Origin of the sequence: Lentzea sp. NPDC020367 (assembly GCF_044387305.1) — a bacterium.
Lineage (GTDB): Bacteria > Actinomycetota > Actinomycetes > Mycobacteriales > Pseudonocardiaceae > Lentzea.
Genome location: NZ_JBIRVV010000001.1, coordinates 161,020 through 184,141, shown reverse-complemented (window position 1 = coordinate 184,141; position 23,122 = coordinate 161,020). Strand labels below are relative to the sequence as shown.

14 protein-coding genes are annotated in these 23,122 nt (G+C 69.8%); 8 read left to right on the top strand and 6 right to left on the bottom strand.

From position 1 onward, the window contains the following. Nucleotides 1-3: 3 nt before the first annotated feature. A complete protein-coding gene (locus ACH413_RS00890) occupies nucleotides 4-912 on the top strand; it encodes a DUF1996 domain-containing protein (protein ID WP_360029526.1) in 909 nt (302 codons plus the stop codon). A gap of 49 nt (nucleotides 913-961) precedes the next feature. Here the strand turns inward: ACH413_RS00890 and ACH413_RS00885 are convergent, their stop codons facing one another. From ACH413_RS00885 to ACH413_RS00865, 5 genes are all read right to left on the bottom strand, one after another. Next, a complete protein-coding gene (locus tag ACH413_RS00885) occupies nucleotides 962-1,717 on the bottom strand; it encodes a substrate-binding domain-containing protein (protein ID WP_360029525.1) in 756 nt (251 codons plus the stop codon). Then, a complete protein-coding gene (locus ACH413_RS00880) occupies nucleotides 1,714-3,912 on the bottom strand; it encodes a discoidin domain-containing protein (protein ID WP_360029524.1) in 2,199 nt (732 codons plus the stop codon). The genes ACH413_RS00885 and ACH413_RS00880 overlap by 4 nt, the downstream gene beginning before the upstream one ends. A 110-nt stretch (nucleotides 3,913-4,022) precedes the next feature. After that, a complete protein-coding gene (locus ACH413_RS00875) occupies nucleotides 4,023-5,036 on the bottom strand; it encodes a LacI family DNA-binding transcriptional regulator (protein ID WP_360029523.1) in 1,014 nt (337 codons plus the stop codon). A gap of 8 nt (nucleotides 5,037-5,044) precedes the next feature. Further along, nucleotides 5,045-7,393 carry a glycoside hydrolase family 3 C-terminal domain-containing protein gene (locus tag ACH413_RS00870; protein ID WP_360029522.1) on the bottom strand — a complete coding sequence of 783 codons (2,349 nt, stop codon included), beginning with the start codon at nucleotides 7,391-7,393 and terminating at the stop codon, nucleotides 5,045-5,047. A 76-nt stretch (nucleotides 7,394-7,469) separates the two neighbouring features. After that, nucleotides 7,470-8,678, bottom strand: a complete 1,209-nt coding sequence (locus ACH413_RS00865; protein WP_360029521.1) for an ROK family protein — start codon at nucleotides 8,676-8,678, stop codon at nucleotides 7,470-7,472. 198 nt (nucleotides 8,679-8,876) lie between these two features. On the opposite strand from ACH413_RS00865, the gene ACH413_RS00860 reads away from it, so the two are divergent. The 7 genes from ACH413_RS00860 (at nucleotide 8,877) to ACH413_RS00830 (ending at nucleotide 22,538) form a co-directional block, all read left to right on the top strand. Next, a complete protein-coding gene (locus ACH413_RS00860; RefSeq protein ID WP_360029520.1) occupies nucleotides 8,877-10,535 on the top strand; it encodes an ABC transporter substrate-binding protein in 1,659 nt (552 codons plus the stop codon). Then, nucleotides 10,532-11,560, top strand: coding sequence for an ABC transporter ATP-binding protein (locus tag ACH413_RS00855; protein ID WP_360029519.1), 1,029 nt, complete (start codon nucleotides 10,532-10,534; stop codon nucleotides 11,558-11,560). The genes ACH413_RS00860 and ACH413_RS00855 overlap by 4 nt, the downstream gene beginning before the upstream one ends. Beyond that, nucleotides 11,557-12,537 carry an ABC transporter permease gene (locus ACH413_RS00850; RefSeq protein WP_360029517.1) on the top strand — a complete coding sequence of 327 codons (981 nt, stop codon included), beginning with the start codon at nucleotides 11,557-11,559 and terminating at the stop codon, nucleotides 12,535-12,537. The genes ACH413_RS00855 and ACH413_RS00850 overlap by 4 nt, the downstream gene beginning before the upstream one ends. Beyond that, a complete protein-coding gene (locus ACH413_RS00845) occupies nucleotides 12,537-13,415 on the top strand; it encodes an ABC transporter permease (RefSeq protein ID WP_360029516.1) in 879 nt (292 codons plus the stop codon). Before ACH413_RS00850 ends, ACH413_RS00845 begins: the two co-directional genes overlap by 1 nt. Beyond that, complete coding sequence (locus ACH413_RS00840) at nucleotides 13,412-14,401, top strand: ABC transporter ATP-binding protein (protein WP_360029515.1); 990 nt, start codon at nucleotides 13,412-13,414, stop codon at nucleotides 14,399-14,401. The genes ACH413_RS00845 and ACH413_RS00840 overlap by 4 nt, the downstream gene beginning before the upstream one ends. 165 nt (nucleotides 14,402-14,566) lie before the next feature. Then, a complete protein-coding gene (locus ACH413_RS00835; protein ID WP_360029514.1) occupies nucleotides 14,567-15,268 on the top strand; it encodes an SDR family NAD(P)-dependent oxidoreductase in 702 nt (233 codons plus the stop codon). Nucleotides 15,269-15,377: 109 nt separating this feature from the next. After that, nucleotides 15,378-22,538 carry a type I polyketide synthase gene (locus tag ACH413_RS00830; protein WP_360029513.1) on the top strand — a complete coding sequence of 2,387 codons (7,161 nt, stop codon included), beginning with the start codon at nucleotides 15,378-15,380 and terminating at the stop codon, nucleotides 22,536-22,538. Here ACH413_RS00830 and ACH413_RS00825 read toward each other — a convergent pair. Beyond that, complete coding sequence (locus ACH413_RS00825; RefSeq protein WP_360030356.1) at nucleotides 22,531-23,088, bottom strand: TetR/AcrR family transcriptional regulator C-terminal domain-containing protein; 558 nt, start codon at nucleotides 23,086-23,088, stop codon at nucleotides 22,531-22,533. The two genes, ACH413_RS00830 and ACH413_RS00825, sit on opposite strands and share 8 nt — an antisense overlap. Nucleotides 23,089-23,122 lie beyond the last annotated feature (34 nt).

Sequence of the window (23,122 nt, the reverse complement as noted above, 5' to 3'; positions counted from 1 at the left end):
AAGTTGTCCCGAAAACTCAGCGCGCTGGCCCTCGCGGCCAGCCTCATCGCGGCGGTGCTCGCAGTGGCCACGAGCTCGGCGCAGGCCGATGACTACGTGAGCCACCACGAGTTCCAGGCGAACTGCGCGTTCACGACGGACCGTCCGGACGACCCCATCGTCTTCCCCGGTCTGCCGGGTGCGTCGCACCTGCACACCTTCCTCGGCAACAGCTCCACGAACGCGAACAGCACCAACGACTCGCTCAAAGCAGGCCAGACCAACTGCAAGACGCCCGACGACAAGTCGGCGTACTGGTTCCCGTCCGTGCTCAACGGCGACCAGGTCGTGCGCCCCGAAGGCAACCAGGTGATCTACTACAAGTCCGGCATCCTGAGGTACCAGGACGTCGTGCCGTTCCCGCCGGGCATGCGGTTCGTGGTCGGCAGTCCCACCGCGACAGAGGAGCAGTTCCGCACCTCGCCCGGCGCCATCGAGGGCTGGGAGTGCGGCGACAGCGCGCACAACTGGGACATCCCCGCCTACTGCGCACCCGGAAGCCAGCTCAACGTCCGTTACCAGGCCCCGAGCTGCTGGAACGGCCGCGACCTCGACTCCGCCGACCACAAGTCCCACATGGCCTATCCAGACCGCGCGACCCTCGTGTGCCCGGCCAGTCACCCGGTCGCCGTACCGATGATCGAGTTCAAGATGGCGTTCCCCGTCTCCGGTGACATGTCCCGCGTCAGGCTCTCCAGCGGACGCGGCTACACCTGGCACTACGACTTCATGAACGCCTGGGACGCACCCACCCAAGCCGCACTCGTCCGCCACTGCATCAACGGCGGACTGCAGTGCGACCCACGCGGATACGACCAGTACAAGCCCCACCGGGGCGCCGCACTAGGACCGGACTACCGGTTGCCGCGGTGAAGTCGTTCTTCAGCACCCCAGGGCGCACGCGCTCTGGGGTGTTTTCGCTCTAGTGCAGGACTGAGCCCGGTGCGGCCAGAGTTGTTCCCTCGACGAACTCGCACGCCAGCAGCACCTCAGACCGCTTCTGGGGCAGGCGGGCCAGCAGGTGCACCGCACGGCGGCCCGTCTCCCACCTCGGCACGCGCAGCCCGCTGAGGCCCAGCAGGTCGCCTTCAGGCAGGTCGAGCGCCATCACCGAGAGATCTCCCGGCACCGACAGGTGCCGGCGACGTGCCGCACGGACGAGTGCCGCCGCGTCGTCGGAATGTTCCGCGATCACCGCCGTCACACCGATCCGCAGCAGCTGGTCGAGCCAGACCGCGGGCGCGTGCATACCCTTGACGTCCCAGGCCTTCGTGGCGGCGCGGAAGGCGTGCAGGCGCTCGACCGAGGTGGTGCCGCTCGGCAGTCCGATGTAGACGATCTGACGATGGCCGAACGCCGCGGTGCGCGCGACGAGGTCGCGCACGCCCGCGGCGTGGTCTATGTCCACACATGGCACTTGTTCGCCCGCGCAGTCCCGTCTGCCGATCGACACGAACGGGATCGCGTGGTTCGCCAGGCACGTCAGGTCGGCCTCGCCGGCCGTGCGGTCCAGCAGGACGCAGCCGCTCAGGGCCACGTGCCGGGTGTCGACGAAGTCGAGATCGGCGCACAGGAGCAGGCCGTTGCCCATCCTGTGCGCCGCGTGCCCGATGCCCGCCAGAGCGGGCGTGCTCTCACCGGGAATGACGTCCCGGGAGAGCACGCCGATCAGACTCACGGATAGTTCACCAGGTACCGGATCTGGTTGGCGGCGTTCGCGACGCCACCGGTGCCGTTGATGACGTTGGCGATCGTGCCCACCCCGCCGAGCGACACCGTGACCAGGTGCGTGAACCGGACACCCGACCGGTTCGGCGCCTCGAAGCCGTTGTCGGTCACGATGCTCGGATCAGCCTGGTTGAACGCGTACACGCCCACACCGAACGCCTCGTGCGTCGTCACCGAATCAGCCACCTTGTACCCGGCCCAGCCCCGTTTCGACCCGTTCATCCACGCGGCCTGGTTCGGCGGATCGTACGGCAACTCGTTCTGATACAGGTAGACCTTGCCGCCGTTGCCGTTCCACACGAGGTTGTGCTGCTGGTAGTGCTCCACGAACAACCCGTACGCGATCACGTTGTCGCCGTTCACGATCACACCGTTCCGGCCGGGGTTCGCGGTCCAGCTCACGCCCGCGCCGTGGTCCGCGCGCCACACCCACGTGTGGTCGATGATCGTGTTGCGGCTGTTCACCCGCAGGCTCTCGGTGGCCTTGCCGGCCTGCGACCCGCCGACGCGCAGGTACACGTCGTGCATCGAGGTCGGGTTCGCCGCGTGGTCGCGGGACGTCGAGTCGCCGATCTCCAGCAGCACTGGGGAGTTCTGCACGCCTGCGTCGACCAGGAACCCGGCCAGCTTCACACCGTCCACATCGGACGTCGTCAAAGCCGCCTTGCCGGTGGTCGGCGTCAGGGTCGCGAGGCCCAGGCCCAGCACGACCGTGTTCGGACGGGTCACCCGGATCGTGTCATCGAGCTGGTGGATGCCCGGTGTGAGCAGCAGGTGCTTGCCCTGCGCCAACGCCGCGTTGATCGTAGCCACCGGCGTACCCGGCTTGACGATGAAGAAGTCAGCCAGCGACACCGACGACCCCGGGTTGCCGTTCTCCCAGCTCGTGCCGCGCGAGTTCTGCCGCAACGCGGGCAGGAACACGCGGTACTCCCCCGAGCCGTCCAGGTAGAGGTACGGCTTCTCCCGCGTCACCGGTGAGGTGTCCACAGTCGTGTGGGACGGGTTCGGGAAGTTGTTGGGCGGTGCACCCTGCGTACCGGCGAACACCATGTTCCACACCGACCCCGACCAGCCGCCCGCGAGGTTGCTGTTGCGCGTCAGGAACTGCTGCTGCGAACCGGAGATCACCGTGCCGTCGATCTTGCTGTCCACGATCAGGCCACCGCTGGCCCAGCCGTCGTAGCCGTTCCACAGGTGCGCCTGACCGCGCAGGTGCATCCGCCGGTAGGCAGTGGCCTGCGAGACGGCCCACCGCTCGATCTGGTTCGCGGGCAGGGTCACCGACAGGTTCTCCGCACCACGCCAGAAGTTCTGCGTCGCGTTGCCGAGGTTGTTCGGGTCGTCGCCCTGCTGCAACCAGTCGGCCTCGACGCGGATGTGGCCGTTGATGTTCACGTCGTCCGGGTTCAGGCCCAGGCCCGCCACCTGCGTGTAGAAGCGCAGGTTCACGTCCGCGTTGTACGACCCCGGCTTGAACAGCACCGCGTAGCGCTGCGGCCCGAACTGGTTGGTCTTCATCTGCGCGGAGATCGAGTCGAGCCGCGACTGCATCTCCGACTGCGACGAACCCGGCCCGTAGACGAACACGTTCGGCCCGAAGTCCGGGTTGCGCGGATCGGTCGACGGCACACCCGGCGTGTCCGTCGTGGTGTAGACGCCCAACTCCCACAACGAATAGCCGTAACCAGTGCCGCGCTGGGTACCCAACACGCGCAGGTAGCGGCCAGTCCCGGTCACGTCGACCGACTGCGTGCCACCGGTACCGGTCGTGGTCGAGTAGACGCTGCGCCACGAACCGGCGTCAGCGGCGTTGTCGGTCACCTGCACCTGGAACGCCTTGCCGTACGCGCCTTCCCAGCTCAGCGACACGCGGCAGACCTGCTGACTGGAACCCAGATCCACCTGCAACCACTGCGGATCCGAGAACTGCGACGACCAGCGCGTACCCGCGTTCCCGTCCACGGCGGCGGAAGCAGGGGTGCCACCGTTCTCCGTGGAGGACGCGGTCGCGGACTTGTTGAGAGCGACGTTGGTGGAGCCGCACTCGGCGGCACCGGCGGGAAGAGTGGAGATGCTCGCGGTGGTCACGAGACACAGGGCGGCAGCCGCCAAAGCGGCCGTCCTGGACAGGGGAGAGCTCATGATCCTGCCTGACACCTTTGGGGCGAGGGAGCCCGAACGGTGGCGTCCGTGGCACCGGACGCCGGGAGAGCGCTCTCCCGTAGATTAACGCGTGGTGTCGAACAGGTCAATCATGCGGACGCCCGGACCACGAGTTCCGGTTCGAAGATGACCGACCTCGGCCGCTCCTCGGGGTCGTCCAGGGCTGTGATCAGCACTTCGGCCATCTTCGCGGCCATGTGCTCCACCGGCTGGCGCACGGTGGTGAGCGGCGGCCGGCAGGCGAGAGCGGGCGCGCTGTCGTCGAACCCGACCACGGCGACGTCCTCGGGAACGCGTTTCCCGTGCGCCAGCAGCACGTCCACGGCGCCCTGCGCCATCAGGTCGTTCGCCACGAACACGCCGTCCACCTCGGGGTACTCGGCGAGCAGCCGCCGCATCGCCGCCGCGCCGCTGGCCACGGTGAACCCGCCCTCGACGACCGGGACGTACGGGAAACCGTTGCGCGCCATGGCCTCCCGGAACCCGGTGAGCCGGTCCTGGCTGGCGTGCACGTCCAGCGGTCCCGCGATGGTGGCGACGCGGGTGCGGCCGATCCCGGCGAACCGGGCGGCGGCGAGCCTGCCGCCCGCCTGGTGGTCGAGGTCGACGTAGCTGACCGGCATCGGCCGGCCCGGCCGCGCGTAGAGGACCGTGGGCACACCGGCGTCCAGCAGCCTGGCGGGCAACGACTCGGCGGCGTGCGTGGTCACCAGCAACGCGCCGTCCGCGCTCCCCTGCCGCAGGAACTCCACGACCTCCACCCTGGTCCGGTCCGTGTCCGCGAGCATCAGCACCGGGTGCACGCCCCTGGTGCGCAGGAAGTCGACGACACCGGCGGTGACGCGGCCGAAGAACGGGTCCACGAAGACGTCGGATCCGCCGCCGGCACCGGAGATGACCAGCGCGACCGTCCCGGTGCGGCGGGTGACGAGCGAGCGGGCGGCGTGGTTGGGCGTGTAGCCGGTCTGCTCGATCGCGTTGCGCACCGTCTCCTGCAACTGCGGGTCGACGTTGCGCGTGCCGTTCACTACGCGGGACACGGTCGCACGGGACACACCCGCGACCCTTGCCACGTCCTCGAGCGTCGGCGTTTCCTTGATCATGATCCGTTTTACCACGGCCGGAGAGCGTTCTCCGACGCGAGGCGCAGTGGTGTGTCACCGGCGTTCGGGCCGATCAGGACGGTGAACGCGCCCGGCTCGACCTCCCAGGATCCCGCCCAGTGGCTGATGGCTCGCCGCTCTGTCCGGACCAGTGCTTCCACGCTCTGTCCCGGTTCGGCGGTGACGGCCGCGAAGCCCGCCAGCCACCGCTGCGGTCTGGCCACGGCGCTGTCCGGACGGGACAGGTAGACCTGCACGACCTCGCGTCCGGCGCGGTCGCCGGTGTTGCGCACCCGGACCCGGACCACGTCCCGCTCGACTCGTGCTTCCTCGTAGTCCCAAGTGGTGTAGCCGAGCCCGTGGCCGAACCAGTACGCGGGCGCGACACCGCTGGCGGCCCAGGCGCGGTAGCCGATGTCGAGCCCTTCCTCGTACGGCAGGGATCCCGCGACGGGCAGGTAGTCCTTCACCGGCACGTCGGACTCCAGGCCGGGCCAGGTCGTCGGCAGCCGCCCGCCGGGTTCGCGGTCGCCGAACAGCACGTCCGCGAGCCCGTTCCCGCCCTCCTGCCCCGGGAACCAGGTCAGCAGCACCGCGGCGACGTCCTCGCGCCACGGCAGCAGCACCGGCCCGCCGGAGTTGACCACGACGACGGTGTTCGGATTCGCCTCCAACACCGCCCTGACCAGCACGTCCTGCTCCCCCGGCAACGCCAGGGTGTGCCGGTCGCGCCCCTCGCTCTCGATCGCGTCGGTCGTGCTGACCACGACCACCGCGACGTCGGCCTCGCGCGCCGCGACCACGGCGGCGGCGAGTTCCTCGGACGCGGCCGGCGGTGGCGGATCGGCGGCCAGCATCGAGGCCATCCCGCTGTCCTCGCCCAGTTCGCGGCGGGCGACCAGTTCGGCCTCGGTTCCCTCGGTGAGCAGCACCTCCACGCTGTGGTGAGGCGGGCGGAGGTGCTTCACTGCGGGGTCGTCGGTGTCGACGGGCTGGACCACGTCGAGCACTCGGACGCCGTCGACGTCCAGCGTCAGCCGGCCGTAGCCCGCGACCGCGATCCGCCACGGACCGGTCCTGGTGACGGGCAGGCCCGTGCTGATCTCCAGGACGGCGGCGCCCGGCACCTCCTCGGTCTCGAGGATGCGGCCGGTCAGCCGGTGTTCGCGGAACAGCACCTCGTCGTCCTGGCCGAGCACGCGGACCAGGACGGGAGCGTCCACCGGCGTCGGGCGGTCGTCGATGCGCACACCCACCGCGTGGACCACTTCGGCGCGCGTGGAGAGGGCGTCGAACAGGGAGTTCTCGGCGGCCGGGTAGAGGCCGGAACTACCGCCGCCCTGCACGCGTGGAGCGGTGGCACCGGGGCCGATCACCGCGACGCGCAGGCCCGGCGCGAGGGGAAGAACCCCGTTGTTGCGCAACAGGACCGTGCTCGCGGACACGGCCTCACGCAGCAGTCGCTCGTCGGCGACCGGCGGTTCGATCGCGACCGATCCGTCCAGCGCACCGACCCGTTCGGCCAGCCGCAGCAGCCGGAACACCTTGTCGTCCACCAGGCTCTCGGCCACGTCCCCGGCCTCGACCGCCGCGACCAGCAGATCGCCCCACGGTCCCCACGGTCCCGGCATCGAGAGGTCCTGCCCGGACACCGCCGACGCGACCGTGGTGCGCACCGCTCCCCAGTCCGACACCACCAGCCCGGTGAAACCCCACTCGTCCTTCAAAGGCGTGGTGAGCAGCGGGTTCTCCGACATCGGATGGCCGTTCACGCCGTTGTAGGCCGACATCACCGCCCACGCGCCCGCCTCCACGGCGGCCTCGAACGGAGCCAGGTACACCTCGCGCAGGGCGCGGTCACCGACCCGGACGTCGTGCGTGAGCCGGTCGGTCTCGGTCTCGTTGGCGACGAAGTGCTTCGGGGTGGCGGCGACACCACCGGCCTGCACGCCGCGCACGTAGGCGACGCCGAGCCGGGCCGTGAGCAGCGGGTCCTCGGAGAAGCACTCGAAGTGCCGTCCGCCGTAGGGCGTGCGGTGCAGGTTCAGCACCGGCGCGAGCAGCACGTCCACGCCCTTGCGGCGGGACTCGGCGGCCAGCAGGCCACCCAGCCTGCCGACCAGGTCCTCGTCCCACGTCGCGCCCAGCGCGGTCGGCGACGGCAGTGCCAGCGACGTGCGGCGTTCGTCCCAGCCCGGACCGCGCACGCCCGCCGGGCCGTCGGAGAACGTCAAGGCGCGCAGGCCGATCAGCGGCTCGGCGCAGCTGCGCCAGACCGATCCCCCGGCCAGCAGCCGCACCTTCGCGCGCAGGTCGAGCTTGCCTACCAGGCGGGCCAGCTCGTGGTCGTCGTGCACCCGAAACCTCCTTGGAGAGCGCTCTCCAAAAGAGTCGGGGGCGGAACGCCCGGTGTCAATGCCGGATTGGCTCCCCTCAAACGATCTCGCGGACGGGACGGACGTCGGCACCTGCCTCGAGCAGCATCGCGACCGGAAGCGTGGCCGCGCCGACCGCCACCGCGTCGGGCCCCGTCCGGCCCAGTTCGATGCGAACCTGCCCGAACGGGTGCCGCAGCGCGTGTTCGGCCGTCGCGGCGACGATCTCGTCCAGCTTCCGCGCGCCGAGCGCGAGCCCGGCCCAGCCGCCGAGGACGACGCGTTCCGGGTTGAACAGGTTCACGAGGTTCGCGAGACCGGCACCCAGATAGCCCACGGACTCCTCCACCACGCGGCAGGCGACGGCGGACCGCGACGAGAGCAACTCCTCCAGTGCGGACTGCTGGTCGAGCGGTGAGTCCTTGCGGCGCAACGCCTCCCGGTAACGGCCGAGCATGGCGTCCGCTCCGGCGTAGGCCTCCAGGCAGCCGCGCACGCCACAGCGGCAGCGCCGTCCGCCGTAGACGATCGTGGTGTGGCCCCACTCCCCCGCGTTGCTGGTCGCTCCCCTGTGCACGGCACCGTCGGTCACCACCGCGATCCCGACACCCGAGCCGACCAGCGCGATCACCGCGTGGCGGGCGCCGCGGCCGGCACCGAACCACATCTCGGCCTGGCCCTGGGTCTTCGCGCCGTTCTCCACGAACAGCGGCGGCTCGACCCCCGCCGCGCGGATCATGTTCTCGAGCGGCACCGCGTCCCAGCCGAGGGTCTGCGCGTGCACGACCGCGGAGAGTCCCCTCTCGACCGTGCCGGGTACGCCCACACCGACGCCGAGCACCGAGGACGCGGCGACTCCCGCCGCCGACAGGACCTCGGCGACCCCCGAGGCGATCACCGCGCTGACGGAGGCGGGTTCGACGACCGCCAGCAGCCGGTCCACTGCGGACAGTCTGGTCATCGCGAGGTCGAAGAGCTCGACCTTGATCCCCGTCTCGCCGACGTCGACCCCGATGACGTGCCCGAACGCCGGGTTGACCCGCAGCAGCACGCGCGGCCTGCCCCCGTCCGACTCGACCGAGCCGGCCTCGACCAGCAGGCCTTCGTCCAGCAGTTCGCCGGTGATCGTGCTGGCCGTCGCGGCACTCAGGCCGGTGGCCGCGCTGAGCTGCTGACGGCTCAGCGGACCGTCGAGGAACAGGGCCGTCAGCAACACCGACCGGTTCTGGCGGCGAAGGTCCCGCACGGTCGCCCGAGTACGCACCATGGGCGCCGAGGTTAGTTCGAGCCTAAAAATAAGCCTCGGGTCGTGACCTCTTCGTTATTGACTTGCGCTCGATGACAGGCGTCTACTCTACGGCGACCAGAGGTCCTCACCGGCCTCACCCGCGATGGCACGCGCGGTCACCTTCTCTAGCGCTCACTTGATTCTTCTCGCTTTCGTTGGAGAACAAGGAGTTCCCCCATGAGAATCAGGCGTGTTTGCGCTGCCGTCGCCGCGACCGCCCTGGCGTTCACCGGCGCCTGTTCGGCCACGAACCCAGGAAGCACCGGCAACTCCGCCGGCGTGCTGAACGTGGGTATGCCGAACGGACCGCAAACGGAGAACAACAACCCGTTCCTCAACTCGTCCGCGTCCTCGTCGCTGGGCTACCGGCGACTGCTGTTCGAACCGTTGGCCATGGTCAACGAGGTCAAGGTGACCGACCAGCCGAAGCCTTGGCTGGCAACGAAGTTCACGTGGTCGGAGAACTTCCACAAGCTGTCGCTCACGATTCGCGACGGCGTGACGTGGTCCGACGGCAAGCCGCTCACGGCCGAGGACGTGGCGTTCACCTTCGAACTGCTCAAGAAGAACCCCGGGCTGAACATCGAAGGCGTTCCGTACCAGGACATCTCGTTCTCCGGCAGCGAGGTCACCGTCGGCTTCCCGAAGTCGCAGTTCGTCAACCAGAAGAAGATCCTCGAGCAGTTCGTGGTGCCCAAGCACCAGTGGTCGACCTTCTCGAACCCGTCGACCGAGACGTTGAAGGAGCCGATCGGCAGCGGCCCGTACACGCTGAAGTCGTTCACCCCGCAGACGGTGACGCTGGCGATCCGGGACAAGTACTGGCAGGAGCTCCCGAAGGTCAAGGAGCTGCGCTACACCTCCTACAGCGACAACAACGCGCAGACCAACGCGCTGGCCACCGGTGCGGCGGAGTGGAGCTTCGTCTTCATCCCCAACTACCAGGCCGCGTACACCAGCAAGGACCAGCAGAACCACAAGCTGTGGTTCCCGCCGGTGCTCGGCGTGCACGGACTGTGGTTCAACACCAAGGCGAAGCCGTGGGACGACCCCGCCCTGCGCCGCGCGGCGAACATGGTCGTGAACCGCGACGACATCTTCACCCAGGGCGAGGCGGGCTACTTCTACCCGAAGGTCGACAACATCACCGGCATCCCGACGCCGGCCGGTGAGTCGTTCATCGCGCCGCAGTTCAAGGACAAGAAGGTCACCGTCGACGTCGAGGGCGCGAAGAAGGCGCTGACCGAGGCCGGCTACACCTTCGACGGGACCACGTTGAAGGGCAAGGACGGCGCTCCCGTCACGATCACGCTCACGGTGCCGTCCGGCTGGTCGGACTACGTCACCGACCTGGAGATCATCAAGGACAACTTCTCCAAGATCGGCATCGCCGCGACGGTCAACCTGCAGAACGCCGACGCCTGGACCAAGGCGCTGGACACCGGCGACTTCGGTGCCGCGCTGCACTGGACCAACAACGGCCTGACGCTCTACGACATCTATCAGTCCATCATGGACGGTGCGTTGTACAAGCCGATCGGCACGCCCGGCGTCAACGGCAACTACGGCCGTTACGAGAACCCCGCCGCCACGAAGGCGTTAGACGACTTCGCGAACGCCGCCGACGAGTCGGTGCGCAACGCGGCGTTGCAGGAGCTGCAGAAGATCTTCGTCCAGGACATGCCGGTCATCATCACCTCCGCGGCCAACGGCGGCGGGCAGTACAGCACGAAGAACTGGGTGGGCTGGCCGAGCGAGCAGGACCAGTACGCCCCCGTGCAGCCCACGCTCGAAAACGCACTCGACATCGTCATGAAGCTGAGGCCTGCCTCGTGACGGCCGAGGTAGCGCCGGCGGTCTCCGGGGCGGTCTCGACAGAGATCGTCCTGGAAGCCGCGGGCCTCACCAAGCACTTCCCGATCAGCAAGCCGTTCGCGCGCACGAAGAAGGCCGTGCGCGCGGTCGAGGGCGTGTCACTGCAACTGCGCAGGGGCAGGGTCACCGCGCTCGTCGGCGAGTCCGGGTCGGGCAAGTCGACGGTCGCGCGGCTGCTCGCCCAGCTCTACCCGCTGACGTCCGGCGAGATCCGGCTGCACGGCACGAACGTTGCCGTGCAACGAGGTTGGCGACATGGGCGGAGGTTCCGCGCGTACTGCCGCCAGGTCCAGATGATCTTCCAGGACCCGTTCGCGTCGCTCAACCCCGTGCACACCATCCGCTACCACCTGACCCGGTCGCTCACCATCCACGGCAACCGCGGCGACGACCTGGAGACGTCGCTCGCGGAGCTGCTGACCCGAGTGCACCTGACGCCGGCGGAGCGGTACCTCGACCGGTACCCGCACGAGCTGTCCGGCGGGCAACGGCAGCGCGTGGCGATCGCACGGGCCCTGGCCGCGAGCCCGGACGTGCTGCTGGCCGACGAGCCGGTGTCCATGTTGGACGTCTCGATCCGGCTCGGCGTGCTCAACCTGTTGCGCGACCTGAAGGAGCGCCTGCACCTGTCGATCCTGTACATCACGCACGACATCGCGTCCGCGCGCTACTTCGCGGACGAGACGGTCGTGATGTACGCGGGCCAGGTCGTCGAGGGCGGCGAAAGCGAGACCGTCACGCAACGGCCGGCGCACCCGTACACGCAGCTGCTGATCGAATCGGCACCCGACCCCGACCGCCCGGCGGTGCAGGAGAAGGACGGCGGATCCGGCGAACCGCCGTCGCTGATCGAACCCCCGCCGGGCTGTCGGTTCCACCCGCGCTGCCCGTTCGCGATGGACGTCTGCCGCAAAGACGTTCCTCCGCGCTTCGAGCTCGGTGACGGGCACTTCGCGGCGTGCTGGCTGTACCGGGAGGAGTCGTGAGCTACCTCCTCAAGCGGATCGGCTTCTACCTGCTCACCGTCTGGGCGGCCGTCACGATCAACTTCTTCGTGCCGCGGATGATCCCCGGCGACCCGGTGCAGGCGCTGATCACCAAGCAGCGCGGGCAGATGACGAGCGAGGCCGTCCGGTCGCTGTACGTCCTCTTCGGACTGGACAAGAACGAGAGCCTGGCGAGCCAGTACTTCTCCTACCTCGGTCAGCTCCTGCGGGGCGACCTGGGGATGTCCTTCACGTTCTTCCCCAGTCCGGTCGCGGACGTGATCGGGGACGGGTTGCCGTGGACCGTCGGGCTGGTCGGCATCACGACGGTGATCGGGTTCCTGCTGGGCACCGCGGCGGGCGCCGTCGTGGGCTGGCGGCGCGGAACGTGGGCGGACTCGCTGATCCCGGTCACGACGTTCGTCTCGTCGATCCCCTACTTCTGGCTCGGGCTGGTCGCGATCACCCTGCTCACCGGTCCGGGGAGCTTCTTCCCGGCGTCGGGCGCCTACGAGATCGGGCTGGTGCCGAACTGGGACTGGCAGTTCATCGGCAGCACCGTCCAGCACGGCCTGCTGCCCGGCCTGACGATCCTGGTGTCCTCGGTCAGCGGCTGGATCCTGAGCATGCGCAACATGATGGTGACGGTGTCGTCGGACGACTACGTCACCGTCGCGCACGCCAAGGGACTGTCCGAACGCCGGGTGATGCTCGCCTACGCCGCCCGCAACGCGTTGCTGCCCAACGTGTCCGGCTTCGCGCTGGCACTCGGGTTCATCGTCGGCGGCACCCTGCTGGTCGAGATCGTCTTCTCCTACCCCGGTCTCGGTCTGCAGCTGTTCCAGGCGGTCGGCGCCAAGGACTACCCGCTGCTGCAGGGCATCTTCCTCATCATCACGCTGTCGGTGCTGCTGGCGAACCTCCTCGCGGACGTCGCCTATCTCGCACTGGACCCGCGCACCCGCAGGGAGGGCTGATGCGCAACAACCCCAAGGCTCTCACGGGTCTGATCGCGCTCGGCGTGTTCGCCGTGCTGGCTGTCGTCGGCCCGTGGCTGGTGCCGTTCGAACCGTCGATGCGCAGCAACGCGTTGTTGCAGCCACCGTCGTCGGAGCACTGGTTCGGCACGACGCACCTGGGCCAGGACATCTTCAGCCAGGTGCTCGCCGGCACGCGCAGCGTCGTGTTCGTGGGCGCGGTCTCCGGTCTCGTCGCGACCGTGCTGTCGGTGCTGGTCGGCGTCACCGCCGGATACCTCAGCGGCTCGGCGGGAGAGGGCCTTTCCGCGCTGTCGAACGTGTTCCTGGTGATCCCGGCGCTGCCGTTGATCGTCATCATCACCTCGTCGCTGCCCGAGACCAGCAACCTCACGATCGCGCTGGTGATCGGGCTGACGTCGTGGGCCTGGAACGCGCGGGTGCTGCGCGCGCAGACGTTGTCGTTGCGCCGGAGGGACTACGTGGAGGCGGCGCGGGCGAACGGCGAGTCGACGTGGCGGATCATCCTGTTCGAGATCCTGCCGAACCTGACCGCCGTCATCGCGTCCGGGTTCGTCGGCACCGTGCTGTTCGCGGTGATCTCCGAGATCACGCTGGCGTTCATCGGCGTGTCCGACGCGGGCGGCTGGAACTGGGGCACCGTCCTGTACTGGGCCCAGTCGCAGCAGGCGCTCGCCCAGGGCGCGTGGTGGTGGTTCGTACCGGCCGGTCTCGCGATCGCGTTGCTCGGCACCGCGTTGTCGCTGGTCAACTTCGGCATCGACGAGTACGTCAACCCGCGCCTGCGCACCCACTCCCTGCGCGGCGTGCGCATGCGCGTCGGCTTCACCCCGGTGCTCGCCAAGGAGACGACATGAAGGAACGCATTCTCGAGGTGCGCGGGCTGAACGTCGACTACGGCGTCGGCGAGGACGCGGTCCGCGCCGTCCGCGAGGTGGACTTGACCCTGCACCGCGGCGAAGTGCTCGGCCTGGCAGGGGAATCCGGCAGCGGCAAGTCCACTTTGGCCTACGGCATGACCAGACTGCTGCCACCGCCCGGTGTGGTGGCGGGCGGCGAGGTGATCTACCACCTCGACGACGGCACCACCGTCGACCTGCTGCGCATCCGCGACGCGGACCTGCGGCGGCTGCGGTGGGCGGAGATCGCCATCGTCTTCCAGGGCGCGATCAACTCGCTGAACCCCGTGCAGCGGATCTCGGCCCAGCTGCTGGACGTGCTCAAGGCGCACGCGCCCCGCTGGTCCCCGCGGTCCCGGCAGGACCGGGCGCGGGAACTGCTCGGGCTGGTCGGCATCGCCGCGGACCGCCTGAACAGCTATCCGCACGAGCTGTCCGGCGGGATGCGGCAGCGCGTGATGATCGCGATGGCACTGGCGCTCGAACCGCGCGTGGTGATCATGGACGAGCCGACCACCGCGCTGGACGTGGTGGTGCAGCGGCAGATCCTGCGCACCCTCGTCGAACTGCGGGAACGGCTCGGGTTCTCGGTCGTGTTCATCACGCACGACCTCTCGCTGCTGGCCGAGTTCTCGGACCGGATCGCGATCATGTACGCGGGACAGGTCGTCGAGGAGGCCGTGTCGGCGGACCTGTACCGGACTCCCCTGCACCCCTACAGCGACGGGCTGCTGCAGTCGTTCCCGGCGTTGAAGGGACCGCGACGGGAGCTTTCGGGCATCGCCGGCTCACCGCCCGACCTGCGGACGATGCCGAGCGGATGTGCGTTCCACCCGCGCTGCGCCCGCGCCATGGACGTCTGCGCCGAGCAGACGCCCGTGCTCGGGCAGAGCAGGGACAACCGCTCGGTGGCCTGCTGGTTGCACCCGGTCGCGGTGAGCTGAGCCGGCGGTCATGCACCAGCACGGTTTACGCCGGTATCGCCGCGTTCTGATCGCGGTGGGACATCTCGCCGGGTTTCTCCCGTCCTCGCGGAGGAATCCGGCGAGATGTCACGGACAGACCTAATAACTGGACGCGGTGTTTCGTAATCACTAGAGTTTCTGTACATGATGCATCGAAACTTGCCGGGCACCGCCCTCGTCATCGGCGCCTCCCGCACCCTGGGGCTCGCGCTGGCCACCGAACTGCTGCGGCGCGGCTGGAACGTCATCGGAACCGTGCGTGGCCACCGGCACACCGGCCTGCACGACCTGGCCGAGACCTCCGGTGGCCGGTTGACCATCGAGTCACTGGACATGACCGACCAGTACCAGATCTCCGCGCTGCGCGACCGCCTGGCCGGGCACGAGCTGGATCTCCTGTTCGTCAACGCGGGCATCGCCCACGCGAACGTCCCGGTCGGCGAGGTCGCCACCGAGTCCTTCACCCAGGTCATGGTCACCAACGCGCTGAGCCCCCTGCGCGTGATCGAGACGCTGGGCCCGCTGGTCGCGGAGACCGGGACGATCGCCGTCATGTCCTCCAGGCAGGGCAGCATCACGATGAACACCAACGGCGGCCACGAGGTCTACCGCGCCAGCAAGTCCGCTCTCAACCAGCTCATGCGCAGCTACGCGGCACGCAACGCCGAGAGCTCCCGGACCCTGCTCCTGATCAACCCGGGCTGGGTGCGCACGGACCTCGGTGGCCCCGGCGCCCTGCTGGAGATCGAGGAGAGCATCCCCGGCGTCGTCGACACCCTGGAGGCCCGCACCGGAGAGAAGGGGCTGCACTTCGTGGACCACCAGAACCAGACCCTGCCCTGGTGATTCCGGCCGGCGAGCGAGCGAGGAGGTGCGCCGGTGTTTCCAGCGACGCCGACCTGCGCGGCGGTGTACGAAGGAGGTGTCATGCCACCGCTGTAGGGGGACCGCGCTGATGGCGACTGTTCGTCCGATTCCGTTGATGCTCGCGGAGAACGCCCGGCTGCGGGGAGGCCGGAACGCGTACAGCGATGGACGCAGGACGGTGACCTGGTCCGAACTGGACGACCGCACGGCCAGGCTCGCGGCGGGTTTCGGAGTGGAGCGCGGCGCGCGGGTGGCGGTGCTGCTCGACGACGGAGTGGAACTGGTGGAGGCGGTGCTCGCCACCGCTAGGGCGTCGGCCGTCGGCGTGTTGCTGAGCTCCAGCGCGACCGGTCCTGAGCTGACGCGGCTGCTCGACGACTGCCGGCCTGACCTCCTGATCACCAACGAGCGCCTGCTCGCCAAGCTGTCCGGGGCGCTGCCGCGAGTGGCGATGCTCGAGGACCTCCTGGCGGACGGCGTGCCCCGGGACGACCTCGGGCTGGACGAACTCGCCTGGCTGCTCTACACGTCCGGAACCACCGGGGCGCCCAAGGCCGCGATGGTGACGCAGCGCGCGGGGTTGTGGGTGCCTGCGACCAGCTACGGGCCGCTGTTCGGACTGTCCGAACAGGACAGACTGCTGTGGCCGCTGCCCCTGCCGCACAGTTTCGCGCACTCGCTCTGCCTGCTCGGCGTGCTGGTGGCGGGAGCGCACGCCCGCATCTGCGGCCCCGCGGAGCTGAAGAGGCTGATCGGCGAGTTCGAACCGACGGTGCTCGCCGGCGTTCCGACGACGTACCGGATGCTGCTGGAGACCGCGACGGCGACCGCCCCGGCGCTACGCCTGTGCATCACCGCCGGGGCACCGAGTGACGCCAAGCTGCGAGCGGACGTGCAGGCGGCGCTTGGTGCACCACTGCGGGACCTCTACGGCAGCACCGAGACGTGCGGCGCGATCACCATCGACCTGGGTGACGGCACCAACGGCCCGCCGGTCGCCGGCGTGTCCCTGCGGATCGTCGACCACCGGACCGGCCAGGACGCGGCCGAGGGTGAGGTCTGGGTCAGCAGCCCGGGACTGTTCTCCGGTTATCGCGACAGACCAGAGGCGACGGCGAAGGCCCTGCTGGACGGGTGGTACCGCACCGGCGACCTCGGCCGGATCGACGAGAACGGCTGTCTCCACCTCACCGGCCGGGTCGGCGACCTGATCATCCGCGGCGGCCAGAACGTCGATCCCGTCGAGGTCGAGACCGTGCTGCTCGGCCGTCCCGGCGTGCGCGACGCCGCCGTGGTCGCCCGGCCGGACGCCGTGCTGGGCGAGGTCCCGGTGGCGTTCGTCGTCCGTCTCGACGACACCGTTGACGAGGCCTCGCTCCTGCGCGCCTGTGCGGAATCGTTGTCCCCGCACAAAATTCCCGTGGAAGTGCGCTTCACCCCGTCCGTTCCGCGCACCGCCTCCGGCAAGGCGCGCCGGAACGTGCTCCGGGAAAACCTTCGCGAACTACCGCCCGCCGACCTCGCGGACCGCTTCGCCGGTCTGTCCTCGCGTGAACGCCTTGCAGCCCTGGAAGAACTGGTCCTCGCCGAGGCGTCGACCATGCGCGGCAACCAGGTCAGCTCCACCACCGCCTTCGCCGACAGCGGGATGACCTCCCTGGACGTCACCACGCTGCGACACCGGCTGAGCACGCTGACCGGCCTGGACCTGCCCGCCACCCTGGCGTGGGACCACCCGACGCCGTCGGCCCTCGCGCGCTATCTGGACCTCCGGCTGACCGGTGAGGTCTCCGCCCCGGCGGACCCGCTCGGGAACGAGAACGAGCCCATCGCCATCGTCGCCGTGGGCTGCCGGTTCCCCGGCGGGGTCACCTCACCGGACGACCTGTGGCGACTGGTGGCGGACGGCGTCGACGCCACCTCCGCCTTCCCGGTGAACCGGGACTGGGACACCGACGCGCTGTACGACCCGATTCCGGACCGGGCGGGGAAGACCTACGTGCGCCGCGGTGGTTTCCTGCACGACGCGGCCGACTTCGACGCGGCCTTCTTCGGCATCTCCCCGCGCGAGGCGATCACGATGGACCCGCAGCAGCGCCTGCTGCTGGAGGTCGCGTGGGAGACCGTCGAACGCGCCGGGATCGCTCCGACCTCGTTGCACGGCAGCGACACCGGGGTGTTCGTCGGCCTGATGCTCAACGACCACGCGACCCGCGTCGACCCGCTGGGCATCGAGTCGCAGCTGGCCCTCGGCTCGACGGGCAGCGTCGCGTCCGGCCGGATCTCGTACGTGCTCGGCCTTCGCGGACCGTCGCTGACGATCGACACGGCCTGCTCCTCCTCTCTCGTCTCGATGCACCTCGCCGCGAAGGCCCTGCGCAGCGGCGAATGCTCGCTGGCGCTGGCCGGCGGCGTGACCGTGATGTCGACACCGCTTCCGTTCGTGGCGTTCAGCCAGCAGCACGCCCTCTCACCGGATGGCCGCTGCCGGTCGTTCTCCGCAGCCGCCGACGGCACCGGGTGGTCGGAAGGCGCTGGACTGGTGCTGCTGGAACGGCTTTCCGACGCGCGGCGCCACGGCCACCCGGTGCTCGCGGTCCTGCGCGGCTCCGCGGTGAACTCCGACGGCGCGTCGAACGGTCTCACCGCCCCGAGCGGACCGGCGCAGCAGGACGTGATCCGGCGGGCACTGGCGGACGCGGGCGTCCGAGCGTCCGATGTGGACGTCGTGGAAGGGCACGGCACCGGCACGGCGCTCGGTGACCCGATCGAGGCGTCCGCTCTGCAAGCCACCTACGGGGTCGCGCGGCAGCAGCCGTTGTGGCTCGGGTCGGTGAAGTCGAACATCGGCCACACCCAGGCCGCCTCGGGGGTGGCGGCGCTGATCAAGGTGGTGTGGGCGATGCGGCACGCGACGCTGCCCAGGTCCCTGTACGCGGAGGAACCGTCCCCGCACGTCGGCTGGACCGGGATCCGCCTGCTCGCGGAGTCCGCGCCCTGGCCCGGCGGACGTCCGAGGCGGGCGGGCATCTCGTCCTTCGGCATCAGCGGAACCAACGCGCACGTCATCGTGGAGGAGCCACCGGCGCTGGAACCCACCGGCACCGCACCTCGTGCCCCGATCGCGGCACCGTGGCTGATCAGCGGTGACGACGACGAGGGTCTGCGCGCCCACGCCGCGGCGCTCGCCGACGCGCTGACCGACGAGTCCACACTGGACGTCGCCTTCTCGCTCGCCACGTCCAGGGCCCATCTCGGCCGGCGAGCAGCGGTGCTCGGCGGCGGCGACATGGTTGGCGCACTGCGAGATCTGGCCAGCGGTACCGCGAACCCGGCGGTTCGGCGAGCAACGGCGTCGCGCGATCCGCGGCTCGCGTTCCTGTTCACCGGACAGGGTTCCCAGCGGCCGGGCATGGGCGACGAACTGGCCGAGGCGTTCCCGATCTTCCGCGAGACCTTTCAGTCCGTGTGCTACGAGTTCACGCTCGAAGTCCCGTTGCGCGAGGCCATCACCGGTCCGCTGGTCGACCGCACCGAGTACACCCAGCCCGCGCTGTTCGCCTACGAGGTGGCGCTGTCCGCGTTGCTCGCCGCTCACGGCGTCAGTCCCGGCCAGGTCGTCGGCCATTCGATCGGCGAACTCGCGGCCGCACACGTCGCAGGTGTGCTCTCCCTGCCCGACGCGGCCCGTCTGGTCCAGGCGCGCGGCCGGATCATGGCCGCGGCACCCGAAGGCGCCATGATCGCGGTCCGCACCTCGCCGGACCGGGCGCGGCGGGTCGCCGCCGAGTTCGGCGTCTCCGTCGCCGCCGTCAACGGACCGGACTCGATCGTGTTGTCAGGCCAGGAAAAAGCCGTGACCGAGGCCGTCGCCGCCCTCGGTGGCCACCACACCCGCCTGCCTGGCCGGTATGGGTTCCACTCCGCACTGCTCGACGACGGGCTGGACGAGTTCCGCGCGGTGGCCGACTCCGTCACCTACCACCGTCCGCGCATCCCGTTCTTCTCGACGCTGACCGGGCAGCAGGAGTCCGAGGCCCTCACCCGGCCCGACCACTGGGTCCGCCAGGCCAGGGAGACGGTCCTCTTCGCGGACGCCCTCGGCAACCTCGACGCCGCGGTGTTCGTCGAGGTGGGCCCGGCTGCCACCCTCACGGCGCTGGGGCAGGAGTCCGGGGACGCGGTGTTCGTGCCGATGTCGCGCGGCGTGCTCGACGGCCTCGCGACCCTGCACGTCCACGGCGTCACCGTCGACTGGAAGTCCGCGTACTCGGGTACGGGCGCCCGCCGGTGCGACCTCCCGGTGTACCCGTTCCAACGCGAGCGCCTCTGGCTGAAGACCAGGAGCAGTGCGGCCAACCGCCCGTTGCTCGGCGACGCCGTGCCCACCGCCGACCGCCAGGAGGTGCGGCACACCACCGTTCTCTCGGCCGCACGCCTGCCGTGGCTGGAGGACCACCGCGTCGGAGACGACGTCGTGGTGCCCGCGACGGCGTTCATCGAGATGGCGTGGCAGGCGACCGGTCATCACCTCCAGGAGCTCGTGGTCCACGAACCGTTGGTGCTCAAGGGCGAGGCGCAGGTCCAGGTGGTCGTCGAGCAGGCAGCGATCACGATCTGGGGGCGTTCTAGTGGCACAGATGTCTGGACCCGGCACGTCACCGCCTCCACCGCACCGGACACCGTCCCCGAGGTGGTGTCCGAGTCGTGGCCACCGGCCGGAGCCGAACCGGTGCCGGTCGACTACCGGGGGCTCGCCGCGCTCGGTCACCACTACGGGCCCGCGTTCCAGGGCGTGACGGCGTTGTGGCGGCGTGGCGACGACCTGTTCGCCGACCTGCGGCTGCGCGATGCCGACGGCGCTTTCGGGCTCCACCCGTGCCTGCTCGACGCGGCCCTGCACGCGTCCCTGCTGGCGGAACCACCGAGCGGCACGCTCAAGGTTCCCTTCGCGTTCAACGGAGTCGAGCTCTTCCGGAGCGGCGTGGAGACCGCACGGGCTCACCTGACCCGCCGGTCCGAGGACGAGGTGCACGTCCTGATCACCGACCAGGCAGGGCTGCCGGTGGCGCGCATCGAGTCGATGGTGACGCGACCGCTGCGGATCACGTCGGACGCGCTGGCCGGCCGGGTGCTGCACGAGGTCGGCTGGGTCCCGGTGCCAGAGCAGACCGTCGGCGCGCACCAGATCTTCGACACCGCGACCGTCGAAGCCTCGGGCGACATGCCGTCGCGCGTCAGGAAACTCACCTCGGCCACCCTCCTGCGAATCCGGGAATGGCTTGCGGCACCACGACAAGAGCGCCTGGTCGTGGTCACGCACGACGCCACGGGTGACGACCCGGACCTCGCCGCGGCCGCGGTGTGGGGACTGGTGAGCAGCGCCCAGGCGGAACAACCCGGCCTCGCCGTGGTCGACCTGCGCGGGAACTCCGTCCTGAAGCTGGCCGACCAGCCGCGGATCGCCGTACAGCACGACGTCCTGCTGGCACCGGAACTGGTGCCGGCCGGGCACCCGGACGGCGAGCGGCCGGTTTTCGACGGATCCGTGCTGATCACGGGCGGCACGAGCGCCCTCGCCGAGTCGCTGGCCCGGTATCTCGCGCCTGACGTCCAGCACCTCGTGCTGGCGAGCCGACACGGTGTCGAACCAGCGTGGGCGAAAGAGCTTCCCTGTGCGGTCACCGCCGTATCGTGCGACGTCAGCGACCGGGCTGCGGTCGACCTGCTGGTCAAGTCGTGCGATCCCCCGCTGCGAGGGGTGTTCCACCTCGCCGGGGTGCTCGACGACGGACTGGTCGACGCGATGACCCCCGAACGCATGGACGCGGTGCTGGCTCCCAAGGTCGACGGCGGGTGGAACCTGCACGAGGCGACCGCGCACCTCGACCTCTCGGCGTTCGTGCTGTATTCCTCCTGCACCGGGATTCTGGGCAGGCCGGGGCAGTCGAACTACTCGGCCGCGAACGCGGTCCTCGACGCGCTCGCACGCCATCGCGTCGCCAAGGGCCTGCCCGGTCAGTCACTGGCTTGGGGCCTGTGGCAGGCCGGAATGGGCGCGGATCTGGCCGCGGACAGCACGGCCGCGATGAGCGCCGAGGTCGGAATCGCCGCTCTGGACCGGGCGTTGCGCACTCAGGCTCCTCTCCTCGTGCCGTTCCTGCGCGAGCCGCCCGCACCCGTGACCGCGACCTGGAGCGACGTCGGCAGCGGCATCCGGGCGGAGCTGGCCGCCGTGCTCGGCTACCCGGACCCGGCAGCGGTCCCGGACGACAAGGAGTTCGGCGAGCTCGGGTTCGACTCGCTCACCGCTCTGCAGCTGAGGAACCGCATCAACGAGGTGACCGGTCTCAAGCTCGGCGCGACGATCGTCTTCGAGCACCCGACGCTCCCCCGGCTCACCGCGCACGTCGAAGCACTTCTCGCCGCTACCGCGCCTGCTCCCCCGCGCTGGCAGCGGTTCGCCGGTCTCTACCACCGCGTGCTCAGCGAGAAAGGGCCCGCGGAGGCCATGTCGATGCGGTTCCTGGCCTCGTACGCGCTGCCCTCCAGCAGCTCACCGGTTCCGATTCCCCCGGTGCGGCTCGCTTCCGGCCCGGACGCGGTTCTCGTGTACGTGCCCAGCTACCTCACGCCAGGTGATCCAGCGCCTCGGCAGCTGGCCCGGCAGTTCGAGGGTGAGCACGACCTGTTCCTGTTGTCCCACCCCGGTTTCGGCGACGACCCGGCGATCCCCGCCGACGTCGAGGCGCTCGTCCAGTCGCATGTGGACTCGATCCGGCCGCTCGTCGACGGCAGGCCTGTCGTCCTCATCGGACACTGCGCGGGCGGTCTGGTCGCCCACGCGGTCGGGGCGCGACTAGGCGCCACCGGCGTCGTGCTCGTCGAAACCGACGCGGGTGTGCTGGTCAGGAACGACGACCGCGCGCTCGCACTGGTCACCGGCGAGGCCCGGCTTCCCCTGGAGGACTACGAGAACCTCGTCAGCGACGCCGCGGTCCTCGCGGGTGGCGGGTACGTCCGGATCTTCGAGGACTGGCGGCCGCAGCCCTCGCCCGTTCCCACGTTGCTGCTCCAGGCCGGCCCCACGCCGGAGATGCTGGCCGTCGACCCCGACCGGGACTGGCGACCGCGGTGGCCACTGCCCCACGACGTCGCGGGCGTTCCTGGTGACCACGACACCGTTCTCACCGACCACGCCGCAACCGTTGCTTCGGCGGTGCGCGACTGGATGACCAGGCTCAGGTGACCTGCGTGCCGACGGCGTGCACGAGACCGTTCAGGATGAGGGCGAGGCCCGCCTCGAACGCGGACTCGTGATCGATCACCGGTAGGTCGGGGGGCAGATCCCCACCGGCGTCCGCCTGTTCCTCTAGCACGCTGCCGACCGTGAAGCGGCTCGTGGCCAGCATCGCCATGCCCGCGTCGTGCTCGGGCACGCCGGAGGCGACGAGGAAGTCCATCTTGTGGCGGATCCGGTCGAGGTCGTTGACCGGCGTGCTGCCGGCGTGCAGCCGTGCGCCGTCCCGGTGCATCAGCAACGTGCGCCTGAAGCTGCGCGTGTTGTCGGCGAACCATTCGCGCCAGTCGTCGCCCGGCATCGGCAGCGGCGCGGTCGCGTGGGGCTCCATCGCCGCCTGTGCCATGGCGGCGAACAGGTCCTTCTTGGTGCGGAAGTGCCAGTAGAGCGAGGGCTGCTCGACGTTCAGCCTCGTCGCCAGGCGCCGCGTGCTGACGCCGTCCAGCCCCGCCTCGTCCAGCAGGGCGAGCGCCTCGGCGATGACGACCTCGCGGTTCATCTTGGTCACGTTGACAATCTATCGCTGATAGTTG

Excerpts from the sequence above, each read along its gene's own strand:
- ACH413_RS00865 (WP_360029521.1), bottom strand. The coding sequence starts at position 8,678 with ATGGTGCGTACTCGGGCGACCGTGCGGGACCTTCGCCGCCAGAACCGG.
- ACH413_RS00880 (WP_360029524.1), bottom strand. The coding sequence starts at position 3,912 with ATGAGCTCTCCCCTGTCCAGGACGGCCGCTTTGGCGGCTGCCGCCCTG.
- ACH413_RS00845 (WP_360029516.1), top strand. The coding sequence starts at position 12,537 with ATGCGCAACAACCCCAAGGCTCTCACGGGTCTGATCGCGCTCGGCGTG.
- ACH413_RS00875 (WP_360029523.1), bottom strand. The coding sequence starts at position 5,036 with ATGATCAAGGAAACGCCGACGCTCGAGGACGTGGCAAGGGTCGCGGGT.
- ACH413_RS00860 (WP_360029520.1), top strand. The coding sequence starts at position 8,877 with ATGAGAATCAGGCGTGTTTGCGCTGCCGTCGCCGCGACCGCCCTGGCG.
- ACH413_RS00825 (WP_360030356.1), bottom strand. The coding sequence starts at position 23,088 with ATGAACCGCGAGGTCGTCATCGCCGAGGCGCTCGCCCTGCTGGACGAG.
- ACH413_RS00835 (WP_360029514.1), top strand. The coding sequence starts at position 14,567 with ATGATGCATCGAAACTTGCCGGGCACCGCCCTCGTCATCGGCGCCTCC.
- ACH413_RS00840 (WP_360029515.1), top strand. The coding sequence starts at position 13,412 with ATGAAGGAACGCATTCTCGAGGTGCGCGGGCTGAACGTCGACTACGGC.
- ACH413_RS00830 (WP_360029513.1), top strand. The coding sequence starts at position 15,378 with ATGGCGACTGTTCGTCCGATTCCGTTGATGCTCGCGGAGAACGCCCGG.